General features: G+C 58.9%; 12 protein-coding genes. 5 read left to right on the top strand and 7 right to left on the bottom strand.

Translation table 11 applies throughout. The features are described 5' to 3' along the window. Together ACRRQW_RS01050 and ACRRQW_RS01045 are read left to right on the top strand one after the other, a co-directional pair. On the top strand, positions 1–1,242 hold the full coding sequence (locus ACRRQW_RS01050) for a Gfo/Idh/MocA family protein (RefSeq protein ID WP_438479340.1): 1,242 nt from the start codon (positions 1–3) through the stop codon (positions 1,240–1,242). A gap of 15 nt (positions 1,243–1,257) precedes the next feature. Next, on the top strand, positions 1,258–3,642 hold the full coding sequence (locus tag ACRRQW_RS01045) for a glycoside hydrolase family 31 protein (RefSeq protein WP_438479338.1): 2,385 nt from the start codon (positions 1,258–1,260) through the stop codon (positions 3,640–3,642). Positions 3,643–3,663: 21 nt separating this feature from the next. On the opposite strand, the gene ACRRQW_RS01040 is transcribed toward ACRRQW_RS01045, so the two are convergent. Continuing rightward, positions 3,664–4,503: a phytanoyl-CoA dioxygenase family protein gene (locus ACRRQW_RS01040; protein WP_438479337.1), complete on the bottom strand. Its 840-nt coding sequence runs from the start codon at positions 4,501–4,503 to the stop codon at positions 3,664–3,666. 168 nt (positions 4,504–4,671) lie between these two features. Here ACRRQW_RS01040 and ACRRQW_RS01035 point away from each other — a divergent pair, with 168 nt between their 5' ends. Next, complete coding sequence (locus ACRRQW_RS01035) at positions 4,672–5,571, top strand: helix-turn-helix domain-containing protein (protein ID WP_438479335.1); 900 nt, start codon at positions 4,672–4,674, stop codon at positions 5,569–5,571. On the opposite strand, the gene ACRRQW_RS01030 is transcribed toward ACRRQW_RS01035, so the two are convergent. Further along, positions 5,510–6,415, bottom strand: a complete 906-nt coding sequence (locus ACRRQW_RS01030; RefSeq protein WP_438479333.1) for a helix-turn-helix domain-containing protein — start codon at positions 6,413–6,415, stop codon at positions 5,510–5,512. The genes ACRRQW_RS01035 and ACRRQW_RS01030 overlap by 62 nt on opposite strands. 135 nt (positions 6,416–6,550) lie before the next feature. Here ACRRQW_RS01030 and ACRRQW_RS01025 point away from each other — a divergent pair, with 135 nt between their 5' ends. Next, on the top strand, positions 6,551–7,618 hold the full coding sequence (locus ACRRQW_RS01025) for a fatty acid desaturase (RefSeq protein ID WP_438479331.1): 1,068 nt from the start codon (positions 6,551–6,553) through the stop codon (positions 7,616–7,618). 2 nt (positions 7,619–7,620) lie between these two features. On the opposite strand, the gene ACRRQW_RS01020 is transcribed toward ACRRQW_RS01025, so the two are convergent. The 5 genes from ACRRQW_RS01020 to ACRRQW_RS01000 all read right to left on the bottom strand — a co-directional run bounded on the left by ACRRQW_RS01020 (position 7,621) and on the right by ACRRQW_RS01000 (position 12,114). Then, positions 7,621–8,637 (bottom strand): Gfo/Idh/MocA family protein, encoded by a 1,017-nt coding sequence (locus tag ACRRQW_RS01020; RefSeq protein WP_438479329.1) that lies wholly within the window; start codon positions 8,635–8,637, stop codon positions 7,621–7,623. A 4-nt stretch (positions 8,638–8,641) separates the two neighbouring features. Beyond that, positions 8,642–9,682, bottom strand: a complete 1,041-nt coding sequence (locus ACRRQW_RS01015) for a glycoside hydrolase family 5 protein (protein WP_438479327.1) — start codon at positions 9,680–9,682, stop codon at positions 8,642–8,644. After that, positions 9,679–10,515: a sugar phosphate isomerase/epimerase family protein gene (locus ACRRQW_RS01010; RefSeq protein WP_438479326.1), complete on the bottom strand. Its 837-nt coding sequence runs from the start codon at positions 10,513–10,515 to the stop codon at positions 9,679–9,681. The genes ACRRQW_RS01015 and ACRRQW_RS01010 overlap by 4 nt, the downstream gene beginning before the upstream one ends. Positions 10,516–10,530: 15 nt before the next feature. Next, complete coding sequence (locus tag ACRRQW_RS01005; protein ID WP_438479324.1) at positions 10,531–11,628, bottom strand: alpha/beta hydrolase; 1,098 nt, start codon at positions 11,626–11,628, stop codon at positions 10,531–10,533. 153 nt (positions 11,629–11,781) lie between these two features. Next, complete coding sequence (locus ACRRQW_RS01000; RefSeq protein ID WP_438479323.1) at positions 11,782–12,114, bottom strand: AMP-binding protein; 333 nt, start codon at positions 12,112–12,114, stop codon at positions 11,782–11,784. Positions 12,115–12,330: 216 nt separating this feature from the next. Between ACRRQW_RS01000 and ACRRQW_RS00995 the strand changes: the two genes are divergently transcribed. Continuing rightward, the gene (locus ACRRQW_RS00995) at positions 12,331–15,084 is read left to right on the top strand and encodes a discoidin domain-containing protein (protein ID WP_438479322.1); all 2,754 of its coding nucleotides are present in this window, start codon (positions 12,331–12,333) and stop codon (positions 15,082–15,084) included. The last annotated feature ends 117 nt before the right edge of the window (positions 15,085–15,201 follow it).

Raw genomic sequence — 15,201 nt, 5'->3', positions numbered from 1 at the left:
ATGAGCAATTCTTTAGCGGCTCCTTTGCCTCAACTCACCCCGCCCGCGGTCGCCCTGATTGGCTTGGGCGGATATGGGCAGGTGCATCTGCGCGTGCTGCGCGAACTCTCGGCGGCGGGCGCGTGTCGGTTTGTGTCCGCGGTCGCGGTGCCCGGCACGGCGTCCGCGGACCTGGCAAGTTTGCCGGCGGACGTGCGGCTCTACGATTCGTTCGCTGCGTGGCTCGCCGCGGAGCGCGGCCGTTTCGACCTGTGCTGCCTGCCCACGCCGATTCATTTGCACGCGTCGATGACACTCGCGGCGTTGGCCGCCGGCGGCAGTGTGTTGGTGGAAAAGCCGCTCGCGGCTTCGTGGCACGAGATTGTGCAAGTGCTGGAGGCGCGTCCGCAGCCCGGGCGGTTTTTGGCGGTGGGTTTCCACGATTTTTGCACCGCCGAAGTTTATCGCCTGAAAACCGATCTGCTTTCCGGGCGGCATGGAAAATTAAAACGCATCAAACTGCTCGGGCTCTGGCCACGTCCCGATGCGTATTATCAACGCAACGCGTGGGCGGGTCGCCTGCGCGTGCCGGATGGTGCGGTGTTGGATTCCCCGCTCAATAACGCACTCGCGCACTACCTGATGCTCGCGCTTTTTTTCGCCGGGGAAACGCCGGCCGATGCGGCGGTCGTGGTGTCGGGCGAAGCGGAACTTTATCGCACGCGCCGGATCGAGAGTTTCGACACGGCGGTCTTGCGGCTGCAAACGCGTCACGGCGTGGAGTTGCTCAGCGCCGTCACGCATAGCGGCTCGACCGAGGAGGTGCCGCTGTTGGTGCTCGAACTCGAACGCGGTCGCATCGAGTGGCGCGCCGGCAAGGAGCTGAAAATTATCAGCGAGGATGCGCAAGCGGTGGTGGCGCCGTTGCCCGATGCCGTGCAGGCGCGGGTGGAAATGTTCATGGCGCTCTTCGCGCGCGGACGACAGGAGGATGCGCCGATTTGCGCGCCGCGACTCGCGGCCACCCACGCGGCCTGCATTCTTGATCTCAATGCCGCGTGCCCGATCCACGATATTCCCCCGGAACTTCTCCGTTCGCACGATCTGGCGGGCGAACCCGGCGTGGGCCTGATCGGCATCGACGCCGTGCTGCGCCGCACCATTGAAGAAGCGAAACTGCCCAGCGAACTGGGATTGGCGTGGACGCGCCCGGCCACGAAGTTTGTAGCGACGCGTTCGCTCGAACTCGCGCAGCTGGCTTAACCTGCTTTTTGCCCCATGTATTTTAACAAGATCCGGCATCCCGCGAATTTCGTTTTCAACACCGCGTCGTCATCGGACGGCCGCGCGATCACGCTGGCAGGAAAACCCTGCGGCCTCGCCATCGATTCGCTCGGCAGTGACGTGCACCGCGTGGTGCTCACCCATTCACGCTGGGCGCCGCACGGCAGTGATGCGGAACTGGCCAGTGAGATTCCCGGCAATAATTGCTACCGTTTGAAAGTGGATGAGCGCGGCGATTTGAGCGTGATCGAATCGGCGACGCAGCGCGTGGTGTTGCGCGGCGCCAGGCAATGCACGTTTGGGGTGAGTGGCGCGGCGTGGATTATGCAATTTCACCACGAGCCCGGGATGCAGTTCTACGGCTTGGGCGAGCACAGCAAGGGTTTGGAGAAATCCGGCCAGCGCGTGAAGTTTTGGAACACGGATGTCTTTGGAGATTTCTCGCAGCACGAAGTCCGTCACGGCCATGCGAACCCAATGTATATGGCGATGCCGTATGTCATCGTGAAGCAGGGGAACGATTACATCGGCTTGTTGATCAATAATCCTGGCGCCACGTTCATGGATCTCGCGTCGGATTTTTTGTGGGACGGCGTCAATCCCGCGGATCGCCAGCGCCAGTCGTTCTACGTCGGCGCGCCGGAGGGTCAGCCGGAATTGTATGTGATTATCGGGCCTTCGCTGGCGGAGCTGACGCGGAAATTACAAACGCTCGTCGGACGCGTGCCGCTCCCGCCAGTGTGGGCGCTCGGGTATCAACAATGCCGCTGGGGCTACGCGGGGCCGAAAGATCTTTGGGCGCTCGATCGGAATTTCCGCAAACATGGGATTCCGTGCGATGGGCTCTGGCTCGATATCGATTACATGGAACGCTATAAAGTGTTCACGTTTTCGGAGAAACTCTGGCGCGGTCGCCAAGCCACCCAGCGGGTGCTCGCGAAGCTGGCGCAGCGCGGCCGGCGCATCGTCCCGATCCTCGATCCGGGTGTGGGTGTGGAGAAAGGGTATCATGCTTACGACAGTGGCTTGAAACACGGGATCTTTTGCCAGACGCCCGAAGGCGAACCGTTTGTCGGCTTCGTGTGGCCGGGGCGCACGCACTTTCCCGATTTCAGTCTGCCCGAGGGACGCGCGTGGTGGGCGGAGCAGGTGAAAAAATTCGCCGCAGCCGGCGTGAGTGGCGCGTGGCTCGACATGAATGATCCGTCAATCGGCAGCGTGGAACTCGACGAAATGCGTTTCGCCCGCGGCACCAAGCCGCATGAGGCATATCACAACCAATACGCGCTCGGCATGGCAAAGGCGTCGCGTGCGGGTTTCCTGGCGGCGCAACCAGACCAGCGCCCGTTTTTGCTGACCCGCAGCGCGTATCTTTCCAGTTCGCGTTACAGCGCGGCGTGGACGGGCGATAATTATTCCAACTGGCATCATCTGCAGATGGTGATTCCGGTTTCACTCGGGCTCGCGTTATCCGGCATGCCGTTCAACGGGCCCGACGTGGGCGGCTTCATCGGCGATACGACGCCCGAGCTCGCCGTCGCGTGGCACAAGGTGTGTTTCCTGTTTCCGTTCATTCGCAACCACAGCATGTTTAACTCGCGCCGGCAGGAACCGTGGGCGCTGGGCGCGACGGCGCAGCGCACGATTTCGCACTACATCCGGCTACGCTACAAATTGCTGCCTTATCTTTACCAGCAATTCGTCGAACAGGAGGCATCGGGCGCGGCAATCTTGCGGCCGCTTTTCCATGATTTTGCAGATACTGAAAAACTTCCGTTGGGTAAGATCGCGGACCAATTCCTGATCGGTCCCGATATTCTCCAAGCGCCCGTGATTGAAGAAAAGAAGACGTCGCGTCGCGTGCTCTTGCCAGGCAAGGCGCGCTGGTTTTCAGCCAGCGAGGGCGTCTGGCGGCGTGGTGGAAGCACGATTACGGTGAAAACCTCAACTGGTGGAACTCCACTCTTCGTGCGCGAAGGCGCGCTGCTCCCGATGCAAAAAGGCGAGCGCCGCGACAATCGGAATGATTTCGCCACGATCGAACTGCATGTGTTTTTGCGAGGTGATTCGCGCGGCGCACATCGCGGCAGCTATGTCTTCGACGACGGCGAGAGCTTCGCTTACCAAAAAGGCCAACGCTCGCGCGTCGAATGGAGCTGCGCGGTGGCCACCGATGGTGCGCTGGAAGTGACAATTGAACGATTCGAGCAAGGCTTCGCGTCGCTTAAACTGTGCGTTGTCGCCTACGATGCCTTTACGAGCGTGCGGTTTTCAGACCGCGGGAAATCAAGAACGCTGCCGCTGGGGGTGGCGCGGGAGACACTCACCGGGAAATCGCTGCGCGTCGGCCGGACATCATGGTGTTCAGTGCGCGCTTGATGCCGACCGCGGGCGAGCAGTTCAGTTTCGTGGTGTCGTGCCGGGGGCGATGCGGTAGTCCTGTGGCTCGGCGATTTTCGCCGCGAGCGGATTGAGCCGACTCACGAGATCAGCGGAGGCGCGGTAGCCCCAGCGCGAGTTGCCCCACGAAGGGCCGTAGCGATAGACGCTGATGCGGCGCTCGCCTGGATTCACGCGTTTGGCCGAGCCGTGACACGTCGCGTCGACAAAGACGATCGCGTCACCGGCTTGCAGATGAACCTCGACTGCTCCCGGTGTGCCTTCCACCGAGCCACCTTTGTCCCACTCGGCAGATTTATTTTCACGGAGAAACGCGGGGTGAATGATGTTCGATTTGTGCGAGCCGGGAATCACCATCGTGGCGCCGTCGCCGGGACCGATGTCGGTGTGCGCGATCAAGACGTTGATCTGGCCGCACGCGAAACGGCCATTGTGGTAGCGGAATTGCATGCGGCGGCAGATGTCGTGCCCGCCCGCGTGCAGCGGAATCGCTTCGCCCGCGCCGCGAATGTTGAAAAAGTTTTCGTCGATGTAGAGCGGTGCGTGGTGGTAATCGAACGTGTCCTGACCGCCTGAGAACCGGGCGACGTAATTAATGTAGCCGGGATGGTCGATTAGCTTGGCGAAGGCGGGTAGTTCGTAAACCTGTTGATAACTGATGCCGCGATGCTCGGGATGATCCTCGCGTTGCACGTGGCCGTGCCAGCCGAGGCGCGGAAGCGAGCGGGGGATTTCGTCGATGGCGGCGTTGCACGCGGCCACTTCGCTCGCGGAAAGCGCGTTGCGGACGACGAAAAACCCCTGCAAATCGAAAAGATATTCTTCGAGGTGAGTGGGCACGCGGGCACCGGGAACAAGCGGTGCAGGCGGAGGAAGCACGAACGGAGCGGGGGAGGGGTGTTTATCCATGTGCGCGAATCATAGCGCAGCAGATGCGCGCATGCATCCGGCGGGAGCGGGGTAATATTCTTGAAAAGTTACTTTTGCCGCGACGGGATAAAGCACCCCATGCAGCACGTTTCCAGCGATTCGGATTCAGCCGTTGGTTTTCGCGTGTGGGAAGTTGCCGGCCTGAAAACGATGAGCCGTGCGCACACGCATCCAGACATGGAGATCAATTTCGTCGCGAGCGGGTTCATCGAATACCTTTTCGGCGGAGTGCGAAAACGCGTGAGCGCAGGCGCGTTTGTCGTGTTCTGGGGCGGCATTCCGCATCAACTCACCGAGTGGAGTCGAGAGGCGCGGGGGATTTGGATTACGATCCCATTGGCGGATTTCCTTCGTTGGCCGATTCCGGGGCAACTCAGCACCCTGCTCATCGGCGGCGGTCTGGCCCAAGGCGAGAGTCCCAACAGCACCTTCCGGAAGTGGCGCGACGATTTTGAATCAAATGATCCCGCGCGTCGCGCCGTGTTGTTGCTGGAGTTGGAGGCGAGTTTGCATCGGCTCGCACTGGCATTGAATGATCGCGCACTGCGCTCGCGTGAAAAGTCGCCGCGCGCGGGCGGCGGGCATCTTGCCAAGGTCGCGGGGTTCATCGCTGCGCACTACGCTGAGCCGCTCGATTTGCCGCAAATCGCGCAGGCGGCTGGGCTGAATCCAAAATACCTCGCCCGAATTTTCCGTGCGCAAACAGGACTGACGGTGCATGTCTATCTCACCCGACTGCGTCTTGCGCATGCGCAGCGGTTGCTCGCGAATACGGAGCAGCGAGTCGTCGACGTGGCGCTGCAAAGCGGCTTCGGGTCGCTGGCGAGTTTCTACGCGGCGTTTGCCAAACATTGCGGAGGCGGCACGCCGCACGCATATCGTCGGCAGCGCGATCGCGTGGTTAATTCGCCGGATTCTAACCGGTCTGCGCCGATTTCACCCCCACGCTCGCGAGCGCGCGAATCTGGCGCGGAGTGAGTCCAGTGTAACGTTTCACCACCGTCGCGAAATATTGAGACGAAGAAAAACCGAGGGCGTAACCGATCTCGGTGATACTGGTTTCGTCCGCCCCCAAGCGGCGCCGCGCTTCTTCGACGCGCATCCGCAATCCATATTCTCCGGGCGGCACGCCGGTTTGTTCTTTGAACCAGGCCTTGAATCGCGGCACCGAGAGACCGCTTTCCGTGGCAAGTTTTGTGACCGAGAGCGGTTCGCTGAGGTGAGCTTCGATCAGTCGGGTGATGCGATCGAGAATCACGCGGGTGTGTCGAGCGTGATGATTTCGGCTCCGTGCCGCCGTGATCACTTCGAGCAGCAACGCGATGATTTGGTTGTGCATCGCCACGGTGCGCAATGGCGACTCCTTGGAGAAATAGTGGGTCGCGATACCATCGAGAAAAGCATGCGTGCGCTTCGTGCTGCGGAAGCGACGTGCGGGCAGAGTCGTGAGGGCTTTTTTCAAGCCGGCGGCTTCGGCGCCTTTGAGTCCGATAAAATCATTTCCGTCTTCTGGGATTTTAACGATGAGCCAGTAAAGGACACCCTTTTCCTCGGGCGCATCGCCGGTGCTGTGCGGCTCATCGGGAAACGTTACGAAGACGTCGCCCCCAGAAAGTTGATAATAGCGTTGGCCGACGCGGTAAACCTGGCGACCACGCAGCAGAAAACAAAATTCCATCGCTTGCTCGTGGGCATGCACCGACAAGCCGGGTCCTGCGCGCACGTAGTTGTAGCGTCCGAAATGGACCACGTCGGGCACGCCGCAGCGCGCGGGCGAGAATTCGAGACGAACACAGTTTTTCCAATGACGACTAACGGTCATGCGGGTGGAGTAGAGGTGTCGACTCGGAGCAAAGGACTCAAGGACGGACATGAGAATTTAAGCGGCCAATGTTTGAGATTGTAGCGCGAGACCGGTCTGAAAGGCGCGGAGGCCCTGAGTTGCTAAAGTGAAAGCATGGAATCCCCTAATCCGCTTTTGACCACGGAACAGCCGTTGCCGGTCTTCACCGAACGCGTGCGCAAGGGAGAGCAGATCACCTGGTATCGTTCCCCGCTGCCACCGGGCGCATTCAAGCGGTTGCACGAGCGCAGCGATTTTCGGGCGACGGTGCAAACGGTGGGTTATCTCGCGATCCTCGCGACGACGTTTGCACTCGCGTGGTGGTCGGTGGGACGCGTGCCGTGGTGGGGCACGGTGGGCTTTATTTTTCTCCACGGCATGATGTCGTCTTTTTTGATCAACGGCGTGCACGAACTCGGTCACGGCACGGTGTTTAAAACTAAAAAATGGAATGATATTTTTTGCCACGTGCTCGCGTTTCTCGGTTGGATTAACCACGAGGTGTTCCAAGCGAGTCATGTGCGGCACCACCGTTATACGCTGCATCCACCGGAAGATCTCGAAGTGGTTTTGCCGGTGCGATTGATGCTGCGCGATTTTTTCTTCCAAGGTTTTTTTAGTTGGAAGGATTTCAAGTTTAACGTGGCGCAGGCCTTGCGGCTCTCGTTTGGAAAATTCAAAGGCGAGTGGGAACTGACGCTGTTTCCGGAAGGCGATCCCAAGCGCAAGGCGCCGGTGCGTTGGGCGCGCACACTGTTGATCGGACACAGCCTGATTATTGTCGCCGGGGTGCTTTCGGGGCACTGGATTTTGCCGGTGCTGCTGACCTTTGGGCCGTTTTACGGCGGCTGGCTGTTTTGGTTGTGCAACAACACGCAACACATCGGCCTGTGCGACAACGTCTCGGATTTCCGCCTGTGCACGCGTTCTTTCACGCTGAATCCGGTCGTGCGCTTTGTTTACTGGCAGATGAATTACCACATCGAGCATCACATGTATGCGGCAGTGCCGTGCTACAATTTAAGTGAACTCCATAAGCTTATCGAAGCCGACTTGCCGCCGACGCCGAAGGGGATCCTCGGCGTGTGGCGGGAGATCGCCCGCATTCTTCGTCGGCAGGAGAAAGAGCCGGCTTATCAATATTCGCCGGTGCTGCCGAATACGGTGACGGTGGCGCGCTAAGACTAAGCTACCGGTTGGTTCAGTTCCTCGCGTTGGCAGGCGCGTTTGTGCACCAATGAACGGACCGTCATTTCGCAAAGCGCCATCGTTTCGAGGTTGTGGCGCACGCTGACGGCGGGCTCGCGGCCTTGTGTGATGTAAGCGTGGAAATCGTGCAGCAATCCGCGTTCGCCTAGATCGGCTTCGAGTTCCACCGGAAGGATCGAACGCGTGCCGAAGTTTTCCTTGGGGCGTTCGCTGAAAGTAACCGTGCCGTTCCGCAGGAAAAGCGCGCCGCGTTCGCCGTGAACTTCGAGGTCCACGCTCGCGCGAGCGCCGTCATGGGTGTGGATGTAGTGCACGCGTGTGCCGTTGGCAAAAACGAGATGCGCCGACGTGTTGCAATCCTCGGGGTAAGCTGACCACGCGGCGCGCCAACTGGCTGCGGTGATTTCCTGCACCGGGCCGAGCCAGTAGAGCAAGTTATCGAAGTGATGGCAGGACATGTCCCAGATCGAAGCGAAGGGATGCGTCATGCCGCGCGTGACGGGGCGGACGCGTTGCTCGCTGTAGCTGAGTTGGTGGACAGCTCCGACGTAGTAAGCACACGCGGGATCGTGAATCGCGCGCCAGACGGTGCGCTCGATGGCACGGTAACGGTAGTTTTGCGCGATGGCGGCGATGGCCTTGGTTTCGCTCACGTGAAAGGCGAACTGTTTGGCGGTGGCCCAGTCAGCCGCCATGCCTTTCTCAACCAGCACGGGCAGGTCACGCGCGATGATTTTTTCCGCGATTTTGAAATGCAACAGCGTCGGCGCGCAGACGATGGCGCAATCCACGTCAGGGTGTGCGAGTGCCTCATCAAGTTGCGTGAAGCATGCAGAGACGGGTAGGCCGGTTTTTTCGCGGGCGACGGCAAGCGCAGCCTCCGATACGTCGCAGAGCGCGACGGGAACGAAACCGGTTTCCGCGTCGCATTCGCGCAGCGGCCAGAGGCCGCGATTGGAAACGCCAATATGAAGAACTTTAAGCGCAGGCATGGATTTAGAAGCGTTGCAGGAGATTGAGCAGCTTTCGGTCAAGCTTACAGCCGTGCCAGTCTTCGTAAGTGACATCGGTGCGTCCAGAATCGAGCAGCCCGAAGGAACCACGGAAGTTCCATAGACCCCAGCCGATGTCTTGTTCGGAAAACACGGAGAGCAAATCGTCGAGCCACGCGAGAAACACCGCGTGCGGAGTGTGGTGGTAGCACCCGAGCTCGCCGGCGTGCACGGTGATGCCGGATTTTTTCAGGTCGAACCAGGGCGCGAGCTCCCGAGCTAAAGCAGCGCGATCCACGATGGTGCCGTCGGCACGCTTGAGCGGCCAGGTCGGCACGCTTGAGTGTTCGCCGGCCCACCACGCGCGATAGTGGGTGAGTTCGGCGGGCATGTAGCCACGACAACTTTGCACGACACCGAGATCGGCTAGTTCCGGCAGCGGGTCGTTACCCCAACGCAGCCCGTCGATCACGATTAACCGCGCTGGCTCGATTTTCCGGATGGCTTCCACCGTGGAGCGAATCACCAACTCGTGCGCTTCGCGCGTGCACCGCGAGGGTTCGTTGACGAGATCGAACGAAAGCGACTTTGAGGAAATGCCGCGGTAGCGCCGGGCGATAAATTCCCAATGCCGAATGAAACACTCACGCGCGGCGGCGTCTTGCCAGAGATTAAAAGGTTCGGGCGGCATGAAAGTGTCGCGCGAACCTTCGTTGATGCAGTAGCCCGGCACATGATGGAGGTTGAGCGACAGATGCAGGCCGTAGCGCTGAGCCCAAGCCACCGCTTGATCGATCGCCACGAAGGCTGCTTCGTCGATCGTATTCGGCGCGACGGGTGTGCTCCACCAGCGGTAACTCAGCGGGAGACGCACGAAGTTAAATCCCCACTCAGCGATCCAGCGGAAATGATTTTCGTCGAACTGTCCGCGCGGGCTGATGGTCATGTCCGTCCAGCGCGGATCGGCGCGCGTGATGAACATTTCGCAGAGATTGAAGCCGCGCCAACGTGGCGGCGCAGCGGGAATTGGCGCGGCCGCGTTCATGCTTTTTTCCAAAGGAGGGCGAATTCTTTGCGCAGAATTATGGCGTCCGTCCACGCGGACGGCAGACCGCTGATGTTGTAGCCGCTGCCGTCTGGGTGCGCGCACCCAAGTTCAGGGCACACGTAGAACGTGCGGTTGGCATTGCTGGGCGCACTTTTCCAAAGTTTGAAAAGTTTTTCAACGAAGGGGAGGTAGGACTTTATCTCGGGCGAGAGCTGGCCGCGGAAAGTCACCGGCACTTGGGCGTGATGGCCGTTAAACGGCCGGCAGTGACACTGTTCGCTGTGCTGCACGAGTTCCGGATGATCGAGCAGACGTTCGGCGTAGTTCGACGGATTCAGGTGCTTGACGACGGCCAGGTGTGAGAAATCGAACGTGAAGCGAATCAAGCGGCCCGTCGCTTTGTGGTAACGTTCGGCGATCTCGTAGGTTTTTTCCGGCGTCTCGGTGCACACATCGCGATGCACTTCGAGTGACATGACCACGCCGCCGATTTTTTCGGCGTGGCGTTCCATGGCGAGCCAGTGTTTCACGGCAAGCGCGGGCGGTGTATCGTGGTCGTCCATCTGGACGTTGATGTGCACGGCGCCGCTTTCCTTTTGCTCCCGGATGCGCGCGGCAAATTCGGTGGGATCGCTGGAGGAGATAAAACCGAGCAGGTGCTCTAACCCGTTTTTCTCGGCAAGGCGACGGTGGTCGGGCGTGAGTCGGGCGACGAGGCCATCGAAGCCGGCCGCAGCGACGGCAGAGATTTTTTTCTCCAACGACCATTCGCGGGCGTAAGACGGGTGACCAGTGAGACCCCAGAGGGTGGCGATGTGCGCGATTTTCATAGACTAGAAATCAAGTTACTTGGAAGCAGTGGAAGTGAGGTTCGAGTTTTTCAGGAATAGAAACATGAACGGTTCGCCATATTGAGGGCCACCGGCGGCAGGAGAAATTCCCAGCGCGGGAATCTTGGCCACGGCCGTTACGCCTTTCTCCTGGCAGCGTTGGTAGAGCAATTGGGAGTGTTTCGGGTGATGCAGGTATTGGTTCACGTCCTTTAGTTCGTCGGTTTTCAATCCGCAGCCGATGTAAACGGGCGGATCGTCGGCGGAAATCATGGCGTAGAAATCGCACTCGGCGCGCAGCTTTGCGCCGACGGGGCTGGCCACTTCTGCGTCGGTTTTTAAACCGTAGAGACCGGGCGAATTGTAGATGCCGCCGAAACGCTGGCGGTTTTCTTCACCAAAGTAGTCCGCCCATTGTGGCATGTCGTAAGAAAATTGTCCGTCCCACGAAACTGCGCAGGCAAGGCGGGTGGATTCGCGAAACACGGGATCGGCGTTTTGCGGGTCGGCCATGTCGTCGTGAAAAGCGAGCCACATGGAAGTGCCGGCGCCGGCGGAATTCCCGCAGGCGGCGACGCGGGTTTTGTCGATGTTGAGTTGCTTGGCTTGCGAACGCACGAATTGCACCGCGCGGGCGCAATCCCGCAGGACGTCTTGCAAAGGCAACGTCTTGGAAATGTAACGATAATTGATGGACGCCACGGACACGCCCGCCGCGAGCGCTTGCTGCACGATCTTCATGGAACGGATGCCGGACTTGTCACCCATCACAAAACCGCCGCCGTGAATGTAGATGATGACGGGGGTGGGTTGTTCGGATTTCGCCTGCCAGAAATCCAGCACGTTGCGCTTGTCGGGCCCGTAACTGAGATCGGTGATTGTGGGAGCGATTGTTTTGCTGGAAGCTGCCGCGGTCTGGGCCGCCTGTATCTTTGCATAATAAGTGAGCGCTTCGGCCTCGGTGAGCACACCGTCCTTGTTGGTGTCGGCGTCGGGGTATTGTTTGATCCAGCCCGCGAGCATCTCGGGGGTGATCTTCATTTCTTGGGCACAGGCGGAGAGACCGCCGAGGATAAATAACAGGACGAGACGCGTGAATTTAGCGGGGTTCATGAAAGAAGAGAAAGGGTTTAGGCTAATCGGCAAAGTAACCACCGTGGGTCAGGAGGTGTTGGGCGAGGCCGCGGCGGACACCGATCGAGTCGATGGGATAACACGGCAGAAAGCGTCGCACCTGGGCAAGCTGGCTGGCGAACTCCTTTCGGTTCACGCAGAAGGATAGCCCGCGTTGCACCGCGGTCTCGATGCGCGGCGTCGGATGTTAACCGTGTGGAGCATCGCGCCGCACATCGGCACGGCGAAGAAAAATTCCAGATATCGGTGGCTGTCCCAATCCATCACGCCGACGGCATCTCCAGGTTTTACGCCGAGCGTGCGGAGCGCGTTGGCGATTTTTCCCACGCGGGCGATGAACTCCGCGTAGCTATGCGAGTGTTCGCGGTAAAAAAATTTCTGCTCCGGACACCAGTGGGTCGGGTGAAGAAGGAGGTGTTTAAGCGCGAGTGGGTAGGAGGGCGCGTGGTGAGGATAGCGTTCCATTTCGGGGGAGGGTCGGGAAAGCAATGACTGGCGCGTAAACAGAGCGTGTCGTGCTATTAAATACAATAGAAATACAATCAAAATACAAAAAAAGACTCGACACTAGGGACGTTGTGCGACCTTTCTGCGATTAGCTCCCCTCGGCTTTAGGCCCGCCGCCTAATCGGTCCGTGCGTGCTCTCGGCGTCGGTCCCAACCCCAAAACCTCCCGAAGAAATGAAAATCAACGATTGTTATCGGATGATTTCGCGAATGACGCTTGGCGTCATTTTGCTGTGCAGCGCAGTCGGTTCGCTCAACGCCCAGGATCGCAACATCGCAGTGAACGAAGTGTATCCCGACGATATGCGAATGCTGCAGACCACGACGATCGATTTCAGTCGGCGCATCATTAACGTGAAAGCGTTGCCGCCCGGCATCAATGGCGGCGTGAGTGCAGTCGGCGATGGGATTACGGACGACAGTAATGCGATCATCGCGTCGATGGATTGGGTAATGGCGCGCCTGAAAAACTACTGGGCGGGCGCAAACTCAACCAACGGCTACAAGATCCCGTGGCACGAATATTGGACGATCTATTTCCCGGACGGCACCTACAAAGTGAGCAAGTCCCTCGTCTACTCCGGCACGCGGGTGGTGGATCCGATTTTTAAAAATGACGCCCTGCGCGAGGGAACGTGTCGCCTGATGTTGGTCGGTCAAAGCCGGGACGCGACGATCATCAAGCTGGTCAACAACGCAGCCGACTTCGGTGTGAACGCCCCGAGCAGGCCAGTGGTCTCATTTTCGCGTTTCGATCTGACGCCGGAGACCATCAACAACAACATGCCGTCGCAAAATCAGTTTCGGAATTTCACCATCGATACCGGCACGGGAAATCCGGCCGCGGTGGGCGTGGATTTTTACGGCGCGAACGTGGCGCGCATGGATAATATCAAGATCATCGGCAGCGGTCGGGTCGGGGTGCATATCCGCATGGCTTCCGCGCATGGCTACTACTCCAATATTATCGTTCAAGGGAAGGAGACGGGCATCGTCATGGAAGGGGATCCGGAGTCACACGCGACGTTCGAATACGTCACCCTCTCCGGGCAAACCGTCGGCGCAATTTATCAGGAAAGCATCTCTTCGACGTTCCGAAAAGTGGCCAGCACGAACACGGTGACCGGCGTGCGCCTGGCGAGCGATGGTGCGAAAAAACCGCATATGACGATCGTTGACTCGCAGTTTAGCGGCGGACTGGCGGGCAACACAGTGTTTCAAATCGACAGCGGTTTTTTGTTTTCCCGCAACGTGGCCGTGCAAGGTTACGGGACGAGCGTGAAAAAAGGAACGAGCGCGGTGTTGAGCGGAGCAATCGCGGAATATGTTTCCGAACCGATCACGAAATTCAATGCGGCCCGCGTCAACAGCGGGGCGGTGGCCTCGTTGAATCTGCCGATTGAGGATTATCCCATTGTGCCGTGGATCACGGATCTGTCGCAATGGGCCAACGTCGATACTTATCCCGGATCCACGACGGCTCAAAAAGTCCAGAACGCGATGATCTCCGGAAAAAAAGTGATCTATTTTCCCGGCAACGAATACACGATCAATGCCACGATTACGATTCCGTCGACCGTGGAGCAAGTGGTGGGACTGCATTCCCGGATTCGGGGCGCGAGCACGGTTTTCGAGGTGAGTGCCATTTCGGCTTCGCCGCATCCGCTGGTGCTTAATTCGCTGAATTTTGATTCCGGGAAAATCGTTCATTCGGCGGCGCGAAACCTTTTGCTCGAAGGCACCCAGTCCTCGGACAGCGTTTACGACAGCAACCTCACGGCGACTGGAACCAAGGTGTTTGCGAACAACACGCATGGCTTTTCCCGTTATCCCAACACGACGAACAATATCTCCGCATGGATTCGCTGGAATAATAATGAGAAGGCTGCCGACTGGCAGTTCACTTCCGATCCCGGTTCCACGATTGTGGTGTTGGGATTCAAGTCGGAGAAACTGTATTCCGTTTTCCAAGTATTGGGCGGTTCAAAATTGGAAGTGTTGGGCGGAGTATTAAATCGTCCATACAGCGCGGGCGGAATCTCGCCACGCGTCGCGATTTTTAACGACAATTCGCAAGTATCGATGACGTTCGCGACCAACGGGGGCGAGGAAGTGTGGAATCCGCTCATCCGTGATACCCAAGGTGCGACCACGAATACCTGGCAGATGAATCAGTTTCCCAATCGCGGCTGGGGATCGCAACTGGTGGTGCCGCTTTATGTGAGCTACACGCCGACGGTGACCGGCTTGCCCGCAGTGCCGACCGCCTTGGGTGCCATCGCTGGCAACCAGCAGGCGATTTTAAGTTGGAGCGCAAGTAACGGCGCGACCAGTTACAAGCTCTACCGAAGCACCACCTCGAACGGACAAGGATCGACGCCCCTCGTTTCCAATGTCACCGGCACCACCTATACGGATGGCGGCCTCACGAACGGCATCACTTATTATTACAAAGTCGCCGCAGTGAACGCCAGTGGCACGAGTGCGTTGTCCAATGAAGCGAGTGCGCTCCCCCAAGCTGCACCGGTGAAACTCACGCCGACCGCAGCCACGGCGAGCGATAGCGAAAATGCCAATCCTGCGTCGAGAGCGATTGACGGCAACACGGGCAATCGTTGGAGCGCGAGCGTGTTGAGTTGTCCGCCCTCTCATTGGCTCCAGCTCGATTTAGGGTCGGTGAAAAACGTGAATACGGTGAAGACGCTATTCTACAACGGACTCGTTTACACCTACGATATCTCGGTCTCCACCGACGGAACGAATTTTATCACGGTGGTGCCGAGCCGTAACACCACGGTGCCTTATCAGTTCGAAACGGACGCCTTTACCAACGTCAGCGCTCGCTACGTGCGCATCAATATCTCTTCGAAGAATGGCACAGGCTCGGGCACCAAGCCCGGCATCCACGAAGCGGAAGTCTACAACTAATTGAAACGGACCTGACAACCCGGCGAGCCGCTTCCGGTGAAAATTCGCCGGGTTGTTCAATCCCCACGCTCGCGTTAGCCGTGTGCGGCATTCGACCAGCAATAGCCGCCACACTTT

The sequence above is a fragment of the Oleiharenicola lentus genome, assembly GCF_051660365.1.
GTDB lineage: Bacteria > Verrucomicrobiota > Verrucomicrobiia > Opitutales > Opitutaceae > Lacunisphaera > Lacunisphaera lenta_A.
The sequence above is the reverse complement of the archived record's forward strand: the minus strand, read 5'-3'. Positions and strand labels throughout refer to the sequence as shown.